This is a genomic window from Pseudomonas sp. MYb2 (assembly GCF_002979955.1).
Classification (GTDB): Bacteria; Pseudomonadota; Gammaproteobacteria; order Pseudomonadales; family Pseudomonadaceae; genus Aquipseudomonas.
Window position 1 is genome coordinate 216473 of record NZ_PCQC01000001.1, and the last position, 16561, is coordinate 233033.

Consider the following 16561-nt stretch of genomic DNA (forward strand, 5'->3'; position numbering starts at 1 on the left):
GCAAAATAATCCCGAGCGCGGTCGGCATTCTTCAGCTAGCCTCGTTCGGTTTTGGCCTATCGGCTGATTGACGGCGACATCATAATGACATTAAGGTCGCCAGCTAAATGCAGGAGCAAGGCACAGGCAGTTCCGCCTGTCATTGCGCAACGGAACATATGGAGTATGGATGCGCGGGGCACTACTACGCAGCGGTAAGAGCGGTTCATTCACTGCCTTGGGCGAAACAGGCCAACCGGTTTACCGGGCGGCGCTGCAGTTGCGCGAAGCAATTCGCCGCAAGAATCCCGACCTGGTCGATCACCTGGCCATTCCTCAGAGCGATGAACTCGGCAACCAGATCGACTGGTACAGCGGCCTCGACGGTGATGTGATCCCGTGGAGCAGCGCGACCGAAGAAGAGCGCGCGCCTGCCCGTCGCCAACTTGAAGCCTTGAAAACTGCGCTCGAAGAATTGAGCCAGCGTTTCCTCGGCACTGACTCGGACGAGCCGCAGCAAGGCGACAAAGCCGTGTTCGGCAAGTTGCTCAAGCGCGTCATCCATTTCCCCGACGAAAACTTCGTTTATCTGGTGCAAGGCAAACCCGTGCTGACCTTCTGGGGTTTCGAGCACGCCGGCGCCGATCGCAACCGTGATCCGCTGCACTGCCTCTATCAGGTTCCGCCAGTTTTCACCTTGCCTCCCGAAACGCCAGCGCCGGTAGCGGCCCCGATCGCGCCGGTGGTTCCGGTCGTGACGCGCCCATGGTGGCGACGCTGGTGGTGGTGGCTGTTGCTGCTGCCGTTACTGTTGCTGCTGTTGTGGCTGTTGCTCGGTTTGCGTGGCTGTGTACCGATTCCACTGGTGGCCGTCGACTTGCTGCCCGAGGGCGTCGTGCCCGTAGAAAGACAGGTTGAACCACTGCCCGTCGGCACCGCGACCACGCTCAATGGCGTCCCGGTGACCGGCACTGGCGCGGGCATCGACACCGGCGCAGCCGTGCTCGGTACAGAGGGCACACAAGGGGCAGAAGTCCCGGCGCTCGACGGCAACGAACCAGCCGCAGAGAACGCAGGCGTGAGCCAGGATCCGGCGGCCGAAACGCCTGCCAATGCTGCGCAAAACCCGACTGCGCCACCTGCCCCAACACAGGCAGAAGCTGACAAAGCCGCCGCAGCCAAAGCAGGCCCGGCCCTGAGCATTCCGCCCGATGCCGCTGACGGCGCCGCCAATTTCCTCGATGGCCAATACCGCGCTGGCGCTGGCATTCAAGACCGCCGCACCGGCAAACCGCTGCGCCTGGAATACCAGTTCAAGGACGGCAAGGGCGAAGTGACGGTGCATCAGGCCGATGGCTCGAAATGCAGCGGCCCGGTCGCCGCCTCCATGAAGGGCGGCAGCCTCGCCATCGACAGTCAGGGCCAGGCCGTTTGCGGCGATGGCAGCACCTACGACATGCCCAAGGTCAACTGCCGCAAGGGAGCGACTACGGTCGCCGATTGCACTGGCGGTTATGGCAAAGATCAATTCCCCATGTCCATGCGGCAGATGGGCGAATAAGCACGGAATAACGCGAAATGTTGCCTGAAGTCACCCAGTTCGAAGACACCGTCACGCTTGTCAGCGACACCGGCATCCAGTTCATGGATTTCGCCCTGCGCCTGGACCCTCGCAAGGAACCGGCGGGCGAGTTCGCTCAGATGATCAGCGGGCTGGTGTGCCGGTTGATGTACAACGAAGAGAAAGACTTCTACTTCTACGAGCCCGAACCGGAAAAGATCGAGAAGGCCAAACCGGCGTTCAGCCTCGACATGAAAAGCAGCCTCGACCTGCTCAACGGCGTCTGGCTGCCGATCCCGTTTTTCCGCTTCATGCCGCCGCACCGCTTTGACGAAGGTCCGAGCAACTGGTCGCGCATGCGCCTGGTCAAACTCGACTCGCCCGACATCGACGGCAATACGCATCGCCTGACCATGGCCTTCGACAGCCGCGTGATGCCCAAGCGTGACGGCACCGCCTACCTTGCGCCAAACGAAGAAGACATCAGCTCCGGCGTGTCTTTCAAACTGGCGACCAAGGCCAGTGAGACCCGCTGGTTCCTCGCTCAGCCGTGGGTCAACGAATGGTTGCTCGAGCTGTTCAACGAGGGCAACAGCCATCGCTCGCGTGAAGAACTCGACATCGACATTCGCGCCAACCATCACCTGGCGCATTACCTCAACGTGCTGAGCCTGCTGGGCAAGCCGTCAACCGCGATGCAGTCGACGGCGCGGCCGAAAGTCGATATTCCAGAGCTCAAAGTGGTCGCCAACGACAGCAACGGTCAGCCGATCCTGGTCGATCTGGTACTCGACGTCGGCAACTCGCGTACCTGCGGCATCCTCATCGAAAACCACGGTCAGGCCGGCTCTGGGCTCAAGCACAACTACGTGCTGGAACTGCGCGACCTGATCACCCCGGAACACACCTACAACCAGCCGTTCGAAAGCCGTGTCGAATTCGCCCAGGCGAACTTCGGCAAAGACCATTGCTCGGTCAAAAGTGGCCGGCACGACGCATTCCAGTGGGCAACGATCGCCCGCGTCGGTAACGAGGCCGGACGTCTGGCCAGCCGCCGTCGCGGCACCGAAGGCTCGACGGGCCTGTCGAGTCCGAAACGTTATCTGTGGGACGAAAAGGCTTACGCGCCGGGCTGGCGTTTCAACTGCTCGTACGTCAAGACCGACAACGAGCCCTACGCCACTGCCGCGCCGTTTTCACACCTGATCAACGAAACCGGCGAAGCGCTTTACAGCCTCGACGAAGATGACCGTTTGCCGGTGTTCATGCCGCGTTATTCGCGCAGTTCGCTGATGACCTTCATGCTCGCCGAAGTGCTGGCGCAGGCGCTGTCGCAAATCAACAGCCCGGCCCAGCGCTCGCGTCAGGGCCACACTCGCTCGCCGCGTCAGCTCAACAGCATCACCCTGACCGTGCCACCGGGGATGCCCCAGGCCGAGCGCAGCATTCTCAACGAGCGGATGTTGCAGGCCATCGGCCTGGTGTGGAAAAGCCTCGGCTGGCACGCCGGCGAAGAGGATCCACACGAAAAAGAAGGCGTCAGCCCGCGCACGCCGATCCCGAGCATTCGCGTCGAATGGGACGAAGCGTCCTGCGGCCAGTTGGTCTACCTGTACACCGAGGTCAACGAGAACTTCGCTGGTCACCCGGAGGAGTTCTTCGACACCATCGCCCGGCCTGACAAGACCGACCGCGAGCGCATCACGCTGGCGACCATCGATATCGGCGGCGGCACCACCGACCTGGTCATCACCGATTACCGCCTCGACCGCGCCGGCAATACCGGCAGCGGCAGCAACGTGCACATCGTGCCCGAGCAGCGTTTTCGCGACGGTTTCAAAGTGGCCGGTGACGACATTCTGCTCGACGTGATTCAGGACTTCATTCTGCCGAGCTTCGAAAAAGCCCTGCAGAACGCCGGGGTGAAAGCGCCGGACTCGTTGATGTCACGGCTGTGTGGCGACGAATCGGTCAGCGCGCAGGACGTGATCCTGCGCCAGCAACTGAACCTGCAAGTGTTCTCGCCCCTCGGCCTGGCGTTGCTCAAGGCCTACGAACACTACGATCCGCAAGTCCCGCAGGAAGTCACGCCGCAGAGCTATCGGCAGTTGCTCGGCGACCATGCGATCAGCCAGACCGTGCTCGAATACGTGAATGCCGCCGTGCGCCGCGATGTTGGCGGGCAGAGCAATTTCGATCTGTACGAAGCGCAGATCAGCTTCGATCTGCAAAAGCTGCACGCCGCGTTCCTCAACGATCAGATCAACATCACCAAGATCCTCGGTGCACTGTGTGAAGTGGTCGCCCAGTACCCGTGCGACGTCTTGCTGCTGACGGGCCGGCCATCGCGCCTGCCGGGCATTCAGGCGTTTATCCGCAAGGTCTTGCCGCTGCCTCCGGGGCGCATTCTGGCCCTGCAGAATTACCGCACCGGCGGCTGGTACCCGTTCCACAAGAACGGCCGCATCGACGACCCGAAAAGTACCGCATCGGTCGGCGCCATGCTCTGCCTGCTGTGCGCCAACCACAGCGTGCCGAACTTCTACTTCCGCTCTTCGGCGCTGAAACCGTACTCGACGGTCAAGCACATTGGCGTGATCGACCTGAACAATGTGATCAAGGATGCCGACGTGCTGTACCGCGACATCCAGTCAGAAGACTACAAGATCAAGTTGCCGGAAATCGGCGCGGGCGATGACGCCGACACGCCACAGCTGGAAATGCGTGGCGATCTGCGTCTGGGCTTCCGCCAATTGGCGGCCGATCGCTGGTCGGCCTCGCCGTTGTACACCTTGCGTTTCACCAAGACGGGGCGAGAGAAGTTCTCCCGTGCGATCGGTGAAAACGGTAGCGCGCCGCTGCTCAAGGTGCGCTTCGAGGTGAAGAGCGCCGACCAATACACGAAAAAACAGGATCTGGTCAGCGACCGCCTCTCGGTGCGGGCCATCGAATCCAACAGTAGCAACGTCAGCTTCAACCCGCGCAGCGACCTCGAGCTGGAACTCAACACCATGCTCGACGCCGGCCTGAGCGAGACCAAGTACTGGCTCGACAGTGGAAGTGTGAAACGCAAATGAACGACCTGACCCCCGAGCAACGCCAGCTCTCTGCCCAATGGGCTGCGGTTTACGAAGGTGCCGGTCAGGCACTGGACTGGATTGACCAGACGCGCGGCAACGCGCCACGTCTGGACAGCGAAGCCGACAACCTGAACATCCGCCTGCATCGCGCCCGCAACCTGGCTCACAGCCTCGGTCGCGTGGCCTGCACGCCGATGACCATCGGCTTTTTCGGTTTGTCCCAGGCCGGCAAGTCCTACCTGATTTCAGCGTTGGCGGCGGGTCAGAACGGCAAACTGGAGACCGACTACGGTGGCCAGCGCCTGGACTTCATCCGCCACATCAACCCGGTCGGTGGCGGCAAGGAAGCGACCGGTCTGGTGACGCGCTTCAGTCGTCGCGCCACACCGAGCCAGGACCCACAGTTCCCGGTGGAGCTGACGCTGTTCAAGGAAATCGAGCTGGCGAAGATTCTCGCCAACTCCTGGTTCAAGGACTTCGACCTTGAGCGGATTTCCTACGAGATCGACGAAGAACGCATCCAGCGCGTCCTGAAACCGTTCGAAGGCCGCGAAAACGGGCCGCTGCAACCGGGCGTCAACGCCGACGATCTGGTATCGCTGTGGGATTACCTGCGGGACAACTTCCGCAACTCGGTGAAAAAACTCGAACACCTGTACTGGCCGAAAGCCCTGCAACTGGCGCCACGCCTGAATTATCAGGAGCGTGCCGAGCTGTTCGCCATTCTCTGGGGCGAGCAACGCGAGCTGACCCGCGTGTATCAACAACTGTCCGGCGCGCTGCACAAGCTCGGCCTGCCCGAGACCGTGTTCGCGCCGCTGAAAGCCTTGGTGACGTTCGAGAACGACACCTACAGCCAGCGCGACAGCATCATGAACGTCGACATTCTCGAGCGCTTCGGCAGCCCGGCGGATTTGCCGGTCGACGTGCGCCCACAAGTCGGCGGACGCCTGCAAAACAGTCAGGGCATTCCGGTCGCGCAACTGGCGGCGTTAACCGCCGAGATGACCTTCGGCCTGATCGAGCCGCCGGCGGACGACATCGTCAATCAGGTCGACCTGCTCGACTTCCCCGGTTATCGCGGACGCAAGAAACTTCACGAGATTGCCGACTCCAGCGACCCGGAATCGGCGACCAAGGACAACTCGGTTTCGCAGTTGATTCTGCGCGGCAAGGTCGCCTACCTGTTCGAACGCTACACCGACAATCAGGAAATGAACGCGCTGGTGGTCTGCACCGGCTCGACCAAGCAGAGTGACGTCAACGACGTCGGCCCGGTGCTGACACGCTGGATCGAAAAGACTCAGGGCGCCGATGCCGCTGAGCGCAGCAAACGCGCGACCGGACTGATCTGGGCGCTGACCATGCTCGACCTGCGGGTGACCAACTCGCTGAGCCTGACCGCCGATCAATACGACGAGAGCTGGAACGGCATGGTCAAACTGACCATGCTCGAGCGCTTCGGCAGCCTCAACTGGATGAACGACTGGGCCGGCACGCCGTTCCAGAACACCTTCCTGGTGCGCAAACCGCGGATGGACGCGGCGTTTATCGTGCAGGACGCCAGTGGCGCCGAAACCGGCCTCAATAGCAATTATCAAAGCCGCGTCGAAGCGCTGGGCAGCAGCTTCGCCAGCAACGCGCTGGTGTGCAAACACGTCGCCAACCCGGCCAAGGCCTGGGCGGAAATGCTCAAAGATGATGACGGTGGTATCAGCCACTTCAGCGGCAGTTTCACCGGCGTGGCCAACATCGAATTCAAACTGCAGCGCATCCGCGAGCAGCTCGGCGAATGCCTCGAAGGCCTGACCACTCACGGCCTCAGCACGTGGTATCACGCCGACGGTGACGGTGCGGCAGCGGCCAAGAAAGCCCAGGCGCAGATGATTCTGTCCGGTCTGGGTCGACGCCCGGCGGTGCTCGGCGAGTTGATCGATCAGCTCGACATGAGCAGCGAAGAAGTGCGCGACCTGTACCTCAGCGGCGTCTACGAAACTGACGAAGAGCCGACCGCCAGCGATGAGCCGGTCAGCACCCCGCCGAGCCAGAGCCTGTACGGCAACGACGCCGGTTTCGATTTCGACTTCGGCAGCGACCTCGGGCAGGACAGTGCGCCCGTTAGCAGCAAAACCAGCAGCGCCGCGCCGGAACTGCAAAGCAATGAACACCGCTTTGCCAAAGCGGCGTTCAAAGCCTGGATCGCCCATTTGCGCGAACTCACCACCCGGCAAAGTCTGCTCAACCTGCTGGGTCTGGAAAAAGCGCTGCTCGAGGCCGTGGTCGATGAATTGATCACCGCCGGCTACCGCCATGATTTGCCGGGCCAACTCAGCCGCGCCGTACTCAAACGCGCGCAAAGCGGCGCGCGACGCGATCAACTGGTCGAGCGCCAGGTACTGGAAGTGCAGCGCGTGCTGCGCGATTTCGTTTCCTGGTTTGGCTACATCCAGAAACCTGTGAGCGAGCGCCCGAACAGTCGGGCCGGTGCCAAGGCGCCGCTGTTTTCGTTCTATACCGACATCGGCCCGGGACAAGTTCCGGTGCTGCCGGCACAGCCGTCGAATCAGGCGCAGCTGTTTCTCGGCGACTGGCTCTCGGGCCTGGCCTACATCACGCTGGACAACGCCGGCCATGGTGCCGGTCGCGAAATCACCCCTGAACAGAACGAACGGCTGGGCCAAGTGCTCACCGCTTTCGCAGCGAGATAAGCAATGCCAATTCGTGTCGACCTGCTCGCGTTAGAGCCCAATGTCCCTGGCCGTGCCTGCCTGACCGTAAAAAAATGGACAGGCGCCGAGCAACAGCTGGAGTTTTCCATTCAGCGTAACCAGGACAGTTTCTATCTCCAGGAAGGACAAGTCTGGAGCAACAACCCGTTCTGGTTTCAGGTGGCGCGTTTCGACGTTGCCGCCAGCGGTGAAGCACTGGAAGCCCAGGTTGGCCCGGAAGTCGTCGACCCGTTGCTGGAAGGTGGCGCCAATTCGCAATTTCGCATCGAACTGCGCGAGCAGGGGCCGGGGCATACCGACGTTGGTGTGGTTCGACCGGGCGTCGGGCTATTGCCTTCCACCGCCGGCGGTGAAACCCGCTCGACTTACGGCGCTGCGCAACTGAGTACGCCGAAAGCTCCGGAACCCGAGATTCCCGAGTTGCCTGAGCTGGTACTGCCTGACCTCGAGGCGCCCGTTGAACCTGAGCCGATTACCCCTGAGCCTCTCTACACCCCGCCGCCAGCACCGGTGAAGAAGAGCAACAAAGGTTTGATCGGTCTGCTCATCGTGCTGTTGCTGCTGATCGCCGCAGCCGTCGGTTTCTGGCTGATGAAACGTGCCCCGGAACCTGCCGCTCCGGCGGTCGCCACGACGCCGCCGGCGAGTGCCGATGCCGCGGCCTGCACCCTGGAAAGCATGAACAGCCTGCCCGAGCTGACGTTCGTCCAGACCTGCATCAAGGCCGCGCCCGACAGCGCCAAGCTGCTGGAGATCATCAACCAGGCCAAGGCTGGCAAACACTGCGGTGTCGCCCAGCGTCTGTACGCCAACCGCGCCCAGGCCGGTGACGCTCTGATCGCCAACGCCTATGCCCATGAATACGATCCGAAGTACCTCAAAGCCAGCGATTGCTTCCCTACAGCGGACAACGCCACCGCTGCTTACTGGTACGAAACGATCCTGACGCAAGATCCGAATAATGCCGAAGCCAAGCAGCGTTTCGAGGAGTTGCAGAAGTGATGCGCACCTCCATCAATCGTTTCCTGCTCAGCGGTGCCGCGCTGCTCGCACTGTGCATCGGCTCGCTGGCCCAGGCCGATGACAAACCGTTGATTCAGGCCGGCAAAAAAACCCTGTTCCAGCGTGTGCTCACCACCCCGGGCTGCAAGATCAGCCCGACGGCGGGCGGTGCGGCCGGCAACGAGCAACCGGTGTTCAGCCGTTTCTACGTCTACGAGCGCGCCCAGGCGAGCAACGCCGAGTGGCTGAAAGTCGGCCCCGACAGTTACGGCAAAACCATCGGCTGGCTGCCCGCCAGTTGCACCACTGACTGGAAAATGCAGCTGACCCTGGCCTTCACCAACCCGGCCAACCGCGACCGACTGCTGTTTTTCAAAGAACGCACCACGGTCGAAGGTATCCTTGATGCGCCGGATCCGGTGAGCAAAGTCGCCCCACTGCGGGCCACGCTGAAGAAAGGCCAGCAGGCCCCCGGCGTGCTGGCCGAAGAACCTGAATACTTCGTCGACCTGCAAAAGCAGTTCTACCTGCTGCCGGTGCTCAGCGGCGAAGAAGTCATGACCGAAGCGGGTTTCCGCACGCGCCTGCTCAATGTCGCATCGGTCAGCAAAGCCGAGGCAAAAGACACCAAAGGTGTGGCTGCTGGCGGCGCGTCCGGCGGCAAGGAAGCCGAAGACAAGGCCACCAGCCAACTGAAGGAATTCAGTGCGGCGGTGGTGTTTGTCATCGACTCGACGATCTCCATGGACCCGTACATCGACCGCACCCGTGAGGCGATCCGCAAGGTCTATCAGCAGATCGAATCGCAGAACCTCGGCAAACAAGTGAAGTTCGGCCTCGTTGCTTTCCGCTCCAGCACCGATGCGGTGCCGGGCCTGGAATACACCACGAAGATGTACGCCGACCCGACCAAGGTGAAGGACAGCGCGGACTTCCTCGCCAAGGTCGCCGACCTCAAGCAGGCCAAGGTTTCCAGCAGCAGTTTCGACGAAGATGCCTACGCCGGTGTGATGCACAGTATCGACAAGGTCGACTGGAGCCAGTTCGGCGCGCGTTACGTGGTACTGATCACCGATGCCGGCGCCATCGAAGGCGATGACAAACTGTCGAAAACCGGTTTGAGCGCTGCCCAGGTCCGCCTCGAAGCCACCAATCCGGGCGTGGCGATTTACACCCTGCACCTGAAAACGCCGGCGGGGATCAAAGACCACGCCAAAGCCGAAGCGCAGTACCAGAACCTGTCGACGTACCCGGGCACCAACACCTCGCTTTACTACCCGGTGAACGCTGGCGACATTCAGGAGTTCGGGCGCAAGGTCGACACCCTCGCCGCCGCCATCACCTCGCAGGTAAAAGCCGCCTACATGGGCGAAGATGCCATCGGCAGCGCGGCGAACGCCAAGCAGGATCCGGCCGAGAAGAAGATGCTCGACGATGCGGCCCTGATCGGCCACGCCATGCAACTGGCGTATCTGGGCGAGAAGACCAACAGCAAGGCCCCGCCGGTGTTCAAGGCGTGGATCACCGACCGCGACCTGATCAAGCAGAACATCCCGACCACCGACGTGCGCGTGCTACTGACCAAATCCCAGCTCAGCGACTTGAGCGATGTGATGAAGCAGATCCTCGACGCGGCCAACGAAGGCCTGATTTCGCCGACGGAAATGTTCGATCGCCTGCGCTCGGTCGCCGCGACCATGGGCGCCGACCCCAATCAGCTCAAACAGAATGGCAATGCCAAACTGGCGGACATGGGTGTGCTCGGCGAGTACCTCGAAGACCTGCCGTACCAGAGCGAAGTGTTGAACCTCGACGAAGAGACCTGGAAGAGCTGGGACGGTCTGGCGCAAGAGAAATTCATCCGCACGCTCAACACCAAACTGCGCCACTACCAGCGCTACAACGCTGACGTCGACCGTTGGGTGGCATTGGCCAAGGACAGCGATGCGCGGGATAACGTTTATCCCGTGCCTCTGGAAATGATGCCCTGACGAGACGCTGATGCTCGATATCAAGAACCTGCTGGTGCGCCGCGGTGCGGGCGCACTGGCGCATCACGTGCGTCTGCCGCAATTGCAGGTCGGTGCCGGGGAAATCCTCGCCATCACCGGCGAGAGTGGCAGCGGCAAAAGCACGCTGCTCGAAGCCATCGGCCTGTTGCTCGCGCCGGTCGAGCTCGAACGCTTTCGCCTGGGCAAAACAACGTCGGCCACACAACCGGCGCAGGACATTGCTCGCCTGCTGGCCAGCGATGACCAGCCGGGGCTGGCGGCGGTGCGTTCGCGGGATTTGGGCTTCATTTTGCAAAGTGGCGGCTTGCTGCCGTTCCTGAGTGTGCGCGACAACATCAGCCTGCCACGTCGCTTGCTGGGGATGCGGGCACAAAGCGCTCACATCGACCACGCGGTCGAGGTGCTGCGCCTGCAGGGTTTGCTGGATAAGAAGCCACAGGCTTTGTCGATCGGTGAACGTCAGCGAGTCGCCTGCGTGCGCGCGATTGCCCATGAACCGCTGCTGCTGTTGGCGGATGAGCCGACCGCCGCTCTCGATCCGCACAGCGCCCGACGCTTGTTCGAATTGTTGCTGAGCCTGGTCTCGAGCATGGGCTTGAGCGCCCTGGTGGTTTCCCATGATTGGGCGTTGCTCAAGGATTTCGGTTTGCCACGGCTCGGCGCCATCAGCCGTCAGGGAGAGACACTGTTTGAACCGATGGACTGAGCGCCTGCGCCTGCTGACCACGCTGGCCCTGCAAGACCTCTGGCACGACCGCAAGGTGTCGCTGTGCATCGCCGCCTCGCTGGTGGCGGTGATCGCGCCGCTGCTGCTGTTGTTCGGGCTCAAGCACGGCGTGGTCAGCCAGTTGCAGGATGAATTACTGCGTGACCCGCGCAATCTTGAAGTGAAGATGCTCAGCAACGGCAACTACGACAGCGCCTGGATCGAACGCCTGCGCCAGCGCCCGGAAACCGGATTTGCCCTCGGCCAGACGCGCTCGCTGAATACTCAGGCGGACTTGTTTGTCGGCCTGCAAAAGTTTGTCGAAGGCGCGGAAATCATCGCCACCGAACCCGGCGACCCGCAACTGAACCTGCCGCAATTCAACCCGCTCGGCAATCAAGTGATTCTCAGCGCCCGCGCCGCACAACGCTTGCAGGCCAAGGCTGGTGACCGTGTGCAACTGCGGGTGCTGCGTCGGCTGGAAGGCGTCAACGAGCGCGGCGAAATCAGCTTGAGCGTCCTCGCCGTGCTGGATGGCGCACGCTTCGGTCGCGCCGCCGGTTTTGTCGCGCCGCCGCTGCTGCTGGATCTCGAACGCTTTCGCGACGGCTATCAGGTCGCGGCGTTCGGCATCGCCACCGGCAAGCCGCAAGGCAATCTGCAACCGCTGTATGCCCGGGCCCGCGTGTATGCGCGTGACATCGATCAGGTCGCACCGCTGGAGCGCTGGCTCAACGAACAGCACATCGAAACCTCGAGCCGACTGGCCGATATCGACAACGTCAAAGCGATCAACCATGTACTGGGTTTGATCTTCGGCGTGATTGCTTTGGCGGCGCTGATCGGCTGCGTCGCGTCGATGGTCGGGGCCTTTCTCGCCAACATCGACCGCAAGCGCAAAAGCCTCGCGGTACTGCGCCTGCTGGGTTTCAACCGGGCGGCAGTCGGCGGCTTCGTGATCACCCAGGCGCTGCTGCTGAGCCTCGCCGGTTATCTCGGCGGGTTGGGGTTTTACGTCATCGGCAGCCATTTGTTCGACTACTTGCTCGGCAGCAGTCAGGCCACCGGCACGTTCGTTTGCCACATCACTTTCTGGCATGGCCTCGCTGCCCTGCTTCTGACCTTTCTGGTCGCTGCACTGGTGGCCGTGATCGGCGCCGTGCGAGCCATCAGCATCCAACCTGCGGAGAGTCTGCGTGAGCTATAAACGTTTTGGCTTGCTGTTGCCCCTGAGCCTGGGCTACCTGCTCGACGCCTCGGCGGCGGGCTGGGAAGAGAAGTATTACAACCCGATGCCCGAGGCCAGCGACGTCGTCCTGCCGATGCCGTGCGAGGGCTCGATGGTGTTTCGCAAGGTGTTCATTCCGGTCGCCGGGCCGCTCGATGACTACCCGATCAACATCGGTCAGGACGGCGCCGAGTACGGCTATGTCGAACAGACTCGGCCGACCTTCATCGCCGGCAGTTTTACCGGCGGCAAGAGCGATAAATCCCGTTACTACCTGATGGCCAAGTACGAGATGAGTCAGCTGCAATACGCCGCACTGACCGAAGAAACCTGCCCCACCGCCGCGACCAAATTGCGCCTGCCGCAAGTCGCCGTGAGCTGGGTGCAAGCCATCGATGCCGCCGACAAGTACAACCTGTGGCTGCGCAAGAACGCCGCCGACAAGTTGCCGAAAGAAGACGGCGCCCTGGGCTTTCTGCGCTTGCCGACCGAGGTCGAGTGGGAGTTCGCCGCCCGTGGCGGACTGGAAGTCGGCGCCGCGGAATTCCGCGACACGCACTATCCGATGCCCGAAGGCATCAACGCCTATGAGTGGTTCGCCGGCGCGCAGTCGTCCAACGGCAAACTGCAACTGACCGGCCTGCAAAAACCCAACCCTCTGGGCTTGCACGACATGCTCGGCAACGTCGACGAGATGATGTTCGAGCCGTTTCGTCTGAACAAACTCGACCGCCAGCACGGCCAGGCTGGCGGTTATGTGGTGCGCGGCGGTAACTACCTGACCGCGCAGGCCGACCTGCGCACTGCGCTGCGCAAGGAACAGCCGTACTACAACGCCGAGGGCCAGGTGAAGAACAAAACCTCCGGTCTGCGTCTGGTGATGGTCTCACCGACCCTCACATCGCGTGAACGCGTCGCCAGTATCGAAAGCAGCTGGAAGAAGCTCGGCACCGGCAGCAAGGAAACCGAATCGGCCGATAAAGGCACGGTGCAATCTCTGAATAATCTGGCCTCGGGCGTCGAAGACAAGGCGCTCAAGGAAAAACTCCAGGCCCTGGAAAACCAGTTGCGTGCGAGCAATCAGCAGCAGGAAGAAACCCGCGATCAGGCAATTCGCGCCAGCCTCAACCTCGGCGCGTTCCTCTGCACCAAGATGCTCGATGACGGCCAGTACGTGGATTTCCTGCAGAAAAACTACAAGCTCAACTGCGAGTCCGCCGACAAGGACGCCAGTTGCGACATGCGCAAGGGCAAGCTCGACGAGCAGAAGGATCGCCTGCACAAACTCAGCCGTTACTACGCCAGCAGCCTGGTGGAATCGGCGACGTTGTATGGCCAGCCGCTGCTTGAAGCACAGGTGCCGGTGATGGAAGAAATCATCACCCGCAATAAACAGCTGCAAGACCTTAAACCTTATTTGCGCACGCATTGGGCCAATCAGAAGACCTTCCTGCAAAAGCAGAAGATCGACACCGACGCCTGGCTCAGCAGCTGCAAAACCGTATCCCAATAACAACGCACCACAACACTGTCATCAAGGAGCTTCACCATGTCGCGCAGCCTCTGGACTCGCTTCAAGCTACAAATCGCTTTCGTTGTCACCGGCAGCCTGCTGCTGACCGGTTGCGCCAATACTGGCAGCTCGATGCTCGGCGGCAGCGACGGTGCTGACCCACGTCTGACCCAAGGCAGTGACGCGCAGTTCTTCAGCAAGTCCGGTTACCAGGCCTGTGCCGTGGGTGCTGGCGTCGGTATCCTCGGTTGCGCGCTGTCCAACAGCAGCAACAAGGCTGTTTGCGCCATCGCCGCCGGTATCACCGCGTGTGGCGTGGCCATGGGCGCCAACTACTATCTGGATCAGCGTCGCAGCGAATACTCCGACACCACGACTCGTCTGGCGAAGATGAACAGCGATGTCGAGCAGGACACGCAAAATGTGGTTGCCCGTACCGCGACCGCGCAACAGGTGATCAACGACGATCAGGCACGCATCGCCCAGATCAAGAAAGACATCGCCAGCAAGAAGGTCGACAAGACCAAGGCCCAGGCGCAAATCGCCGAGATCGATCAGAACATCGCGCGTCTGCGCAAAGACCTCGGCAACATGCGCACCAAGGTCACCGAGTACACCAAAGTGGCTGACGCCGAACGTGCTCAGGGTGCCAGCGCCGAGATGAAGCAGGTGGACGTGAACATCCTGAAAATGAACGAGAAAGTCGCGGCCCTGCAGAAGGAAGTCGACGGTCTCTACAGCCAGCGCTCCGCGATCACTCTGGGCTAAGCACATGACGCTAAAACAGCTGGCGGTCCTGACCGCCATCCTGGCGTTGGGCGGTTGCGCCACCAAGCCGGGCGAATGCGATGCGACCAATCGCGATAGCAGCATGCTGACCAAGATGAACTGTGACTACTCCGGTGGTTACAGCGATCAGGTCAAGCAGAAGGAGCAGGCGCTGACCGAGTCGCGTCAGCAGAACGCGATGTTCCGACAGGTCTACCAGAACATCCAGGCCCAGCAACTGAACACCAAACTCGATCTGGCCAGCCAGCAGAAATCCCAGGCTGAGCTCAACCAGTCACTGGGCAAGTTGCTGACTTCGCTCAAGGGCCGACGCGGTAATGAAGGCTCGGTGCAGAAGCAGATTGCCGATCTCGAGCAGCAGCTAAAGGCTTCGCAGGCAGCGCCAACCGCCAAGGCTTCACCGGCGGCGCTGGCAGCCAAGCAGGAACAGCTGAAAACGCTGCAGAAAAAGGTCAATCAGTTGCAGTTCAGTCTCGGTTACGAAGAGTAACTGTTCACCCCGCAGGCCTGCCGTCGCAGGCCTGCAGCTTTTTCAGGAATCGTCGTCATGCAGCGGGTCATCAGGGATGCGCACGCCACACCGGAGGGGATGAGTGCGCTGCAGGCCAAAGTCGCCCTCATTCAGAAACACTTTCCACCCACCACCGCGAGCCTGTTCGCCATCCCCCGGATGGGCAGTGGCGAGGTGCTGGAATGGTGGACCGAACTGGGTGGCCAGCCCACGCCCTATGCCGAGCTCAATGAGGACGCGCAGCGACGCTTGCTGCAAACCTATGAGGTGCGCCAGACCGCCCTCGAACAACTGGCCGACGAATTGCAAAAACGCGGGCAGCCCGGGGTCGCGGATGATCTGCGCAGCCTGCTCGGCAGCCCGGAGCTGGACAAGCTCTACAGCCTCAACGGTGAGCCGCTGGTGGTGCGCTGGAACCAGCGACCGCCGCGTCCGATCGTGCCGCCGGTGGTGCCGCCCGTGCCGTTGGCGCCGGTAGTGCCACCTTCGCGCCGTGGCTGGTGGATCGCCGCTGCCTTACTGGCGCTGTTGTTGCTGCTACTGGCGTTGTGGCTGTGGTGGTTCCTGCACCGTGAACCGGTCGTCGTCGCGGTGCCACCGGCAGCACCGATCGTGGCGCCCGTGGAACAACCGGTAGAGCCGGTGCCCGAGCCTGTCGTGGAACCGGAACCTGTTCCAGAACCAGAACCCGAGCCGGAACCTGTTCCGGTACCTGAACCCGCACCCGTTGCGCCGCCAAAACCGGTGGTAGTCGCCCCGCCGCCACCGACACTGGACAACTTCGCCTGCCGTAAAAAAGCACCGAATGCGGTGGTCCCGCAATTCGTCGTGGTTCTCGATACATCAGGGTCGATGGAGCTCAACATCAAAGCGGTGAAGGCTGACGAAGACTGGTTTTTTGGCAACAATCTCAACAAGTACATGGACCCCAACCGGACCCTGCAAATCTTCGAGAAGCCGAGCCGCATGAATGTGGCTCAGGATTCGCTGGCAGGGATGATCAACGCGCTGGATCCGAAGATCGATACGCGCCTGATCACCTTCGCCGGTTGCGAAAGCACGCCGGACCAAGGGGTGTTCAAATTCGGCGATCGTCAGCGCCTGATCAACGGGATCCGTGGCCTGGTGCCCAACGAAGGCACACCGTTGGCCGATAGCCTGGCCAAAGCGGCGAGCACCGTGGACGGGCGTAACAATGACGCGGTGATCGTAATGTTTGTCGACGGTGAGGACGGTTGCCAGAAAGACGTCTGCGCAGTGTCCCGACGCATTGCCCAAGAGCAGCCGCGGTTGCGAGTCAACGTGGTGAACATCGGCGCTGGCGGACCTTCGCAGTGCATTGCGAAAAACACCGGAGGCCGGGTTTACTCAAGCACCAACGCGGCCGAACTGGCCAAACAGTTGAAACTGGCGAGCAAGGAAGTTTCGAGCAACGCCAAATGTAACTGACA

The 16561-nt window shown here is 61.6% G+C and carries 10 protein-coding genes and 1 pseudogene; all 11 read left to right on the top strand.

Annotated elements, in window-relative coordinates; all coding sequences use genetic code 11:
- Positions 1 to 169: 169 nt before the first annotated feature.
- A complete protein-coding gene (locus CQ009_RS01100) occupies positions 170 to 1540 on the top strand; it encodes an SrfA family protein (RefSeq protein ID WP_105704657.1) in 1371 nt (456 codons plus the stop codon).
- 17 nt (positions 1541 to 1557) lie between these two features.
- The gene (locus CQ009_RS01105) at positions 1558 to 4617 is read left to right on the top strand and encodes a virulence factor SrfB (protein ID WP_105704658.1); all 3060 of its coding nucleotides are present in this window, start codon (positions 1558 to 1560) and stop codon (positions 4615 to 4617) included.
- The gene (locus CQ009_RS01110) at positions 4614 to 7328 is read left to right on the top strand and encodes a putative virulence factor (protein WP_105704659.1); all 2715 of its coding nucleotides are present in this window, start codon (positions 4614 to 4616) and stop codon (positions 7326 to 7328) included. Before CQ009_RS01105 ends, CQ009_RS01110 begins: the two co-directional genes overlap by 4 nt.
- 3 nt (positions 7329 to 7331) lie before the next feature.
- Positions 7332 to 8351 carry a hypothetical protein gene (locus CQ009_RS01115; protein ID WP_105704660.1) on the top strand — a complete coding sequence of 340 codons (1020 nt, stop codon included), beginning with the start codon at positions 7332 to 7334 and terminating at the stop codon, positions 8349 to 8351.
- On the top strand, positions 8351 to 10342 hold the full coding sequence (locus tag CQ009_RS01120; RefSeq protein ID WP_105704661.1) for a vWA domain-containing protein: 1992 nt from the start codon (positions 8351 to 8353) through the stop codon (positions 10340 to 10342). Before CQ009_RS01115 ends, CQ009_RS01120 begins: the two co-directional genes overlap by 1 nt.
- A gap of 85 nt (positions 10343 to 10427) precedes the next feature.
- A pseudogene (locus CQ009_RS01125) lies at positions 10428 to 11069 on the top strand (ABC transporter ATP-binding protein); the annotation flags it as partial.
- Positions 11053 to 12276: an ABC transporter permease gene (locus tag CQ009_RS01130; protein ID WP_105704663.1), complete on the top strand. Its 1224-nt coding sequence runs from the start codon at positions 11053 to 11055 to the stop codon at positions 12274 to 12276. The pseudogene CQ009_RS01125 and the gene CQ009_RS01130, both read left to right, overlap by 17 nt.
- Positions 12266 to 13810 carry an SUMF1/EgtB/PvdO family nonheme iron enzyme gene (locus CQ009_RS01135; protein WP_105704664.1) on the top strand — a complete coding sequence of 515 codons (1545 nt, stop codon included), beginning with the start codon at positions 12266 to 12268 and terminating at the stop codon, positions 13808 to 13810. Before CQ009_RS01130 ends, CQ009_RS01135 begins: the two co-directional genes overlap by 11 nt.
- Positions 13811 to 13846: 36 nt before the next feature.
- On the top strand, positions 13847 to 14578 hold the full coding sequence (locus tag CQ009_RS01140) for a hypothetical protein (protein WP_064389538.1): 732 nt from the start codon (positions 13847 to 13849) through the stop codon (positions 14576 to 14578).
- 4 nt (positions 14579 to 14582) lie between these two features.
- On the top strand, positions 14583 to 15089 hold the full coding sequence (locus CQ009_RS01145; protein ID WP_064389539.1) for a hypothetical protein: 507 nt from the start codon (positions 14583 to 14585) through the stop codon (positions 15087 to 15089).
- A 57-nt stretch (positions 15090 to 15146) separates the two neighbouring features.
- On the top strand, positions 15147 to 16559 hold the full coding sequence (locus CQ009_RS01150) for a VWA domain-containing protein (protein WP_105704665.1): 1413 nt from the start codon (positions 15147 to 15149) through the stop codon (positions 16557 to 16559).
- Positions 16560 to 16561 lie beyond the last annotated feature (2 nt).

Excerpts from the sequence above, each read along its gene's own strand:
- CQ009_RS01100 (WP_105704657.1), top strand. The coding sequence starts at position 170 with ATGCGCGGGGCACTACTACGCAGCGGTAAGAGCGGTTCATTCACTGCC.
- CQ009_RS01105 (WP_105704658.1), top strand. The coding sequence starts at position 1,558 with ATGTTGCCTGAAGTCACCCAGTTCGAAGACACCGTCACGCTTGTCAGC.
- CQ009_RS01110 (WP_105704659.1), top strand. The coding sequence starts at position 4,614 with ATGAACGACCTGACCCCCGAGCAACGCCAGCTCTCTGCCCAATGGGCT.
- CQ009_RS01115 (WP_105704660.1), top strand. The coding sequence starts at position 7,332 with ATGCCAATTCGTGTCGACCTGCTCGCGTTAGAGCCCAATGTCCCTGGC.
- CQ009_RS01120 (WP_105704661.1), top strand. The coding sequence starts at position 8,351 with ATGCGCACCTCCATCAATCGTTTCCTGCTCAGCGGTGCCGCGCTGCTC.
- CQ009_RS01140 (WP_064389538.1), top strand. The coding sequence starts at position 13,847 with ATGTCGCGCAGCCTCTGGACTCGCTTCAAGCTACAAATCGCTTTCGTT.
- CQ009_RS01145 (WP_064389539.1), top strand. The coding sequence starts at position 14,583 with ATGACGCTAAAACAGCTGGCGGTCCTGACCGCCATCCTGGCGTTGGGC.
- CQ009_RS01150 (WP_105704665.1), top strand. The coding sequence starts at position 15,147 with ATGCAGCGGGTCATCAGGGATGCGCACGCCACACCGGAGGGGATGAGT.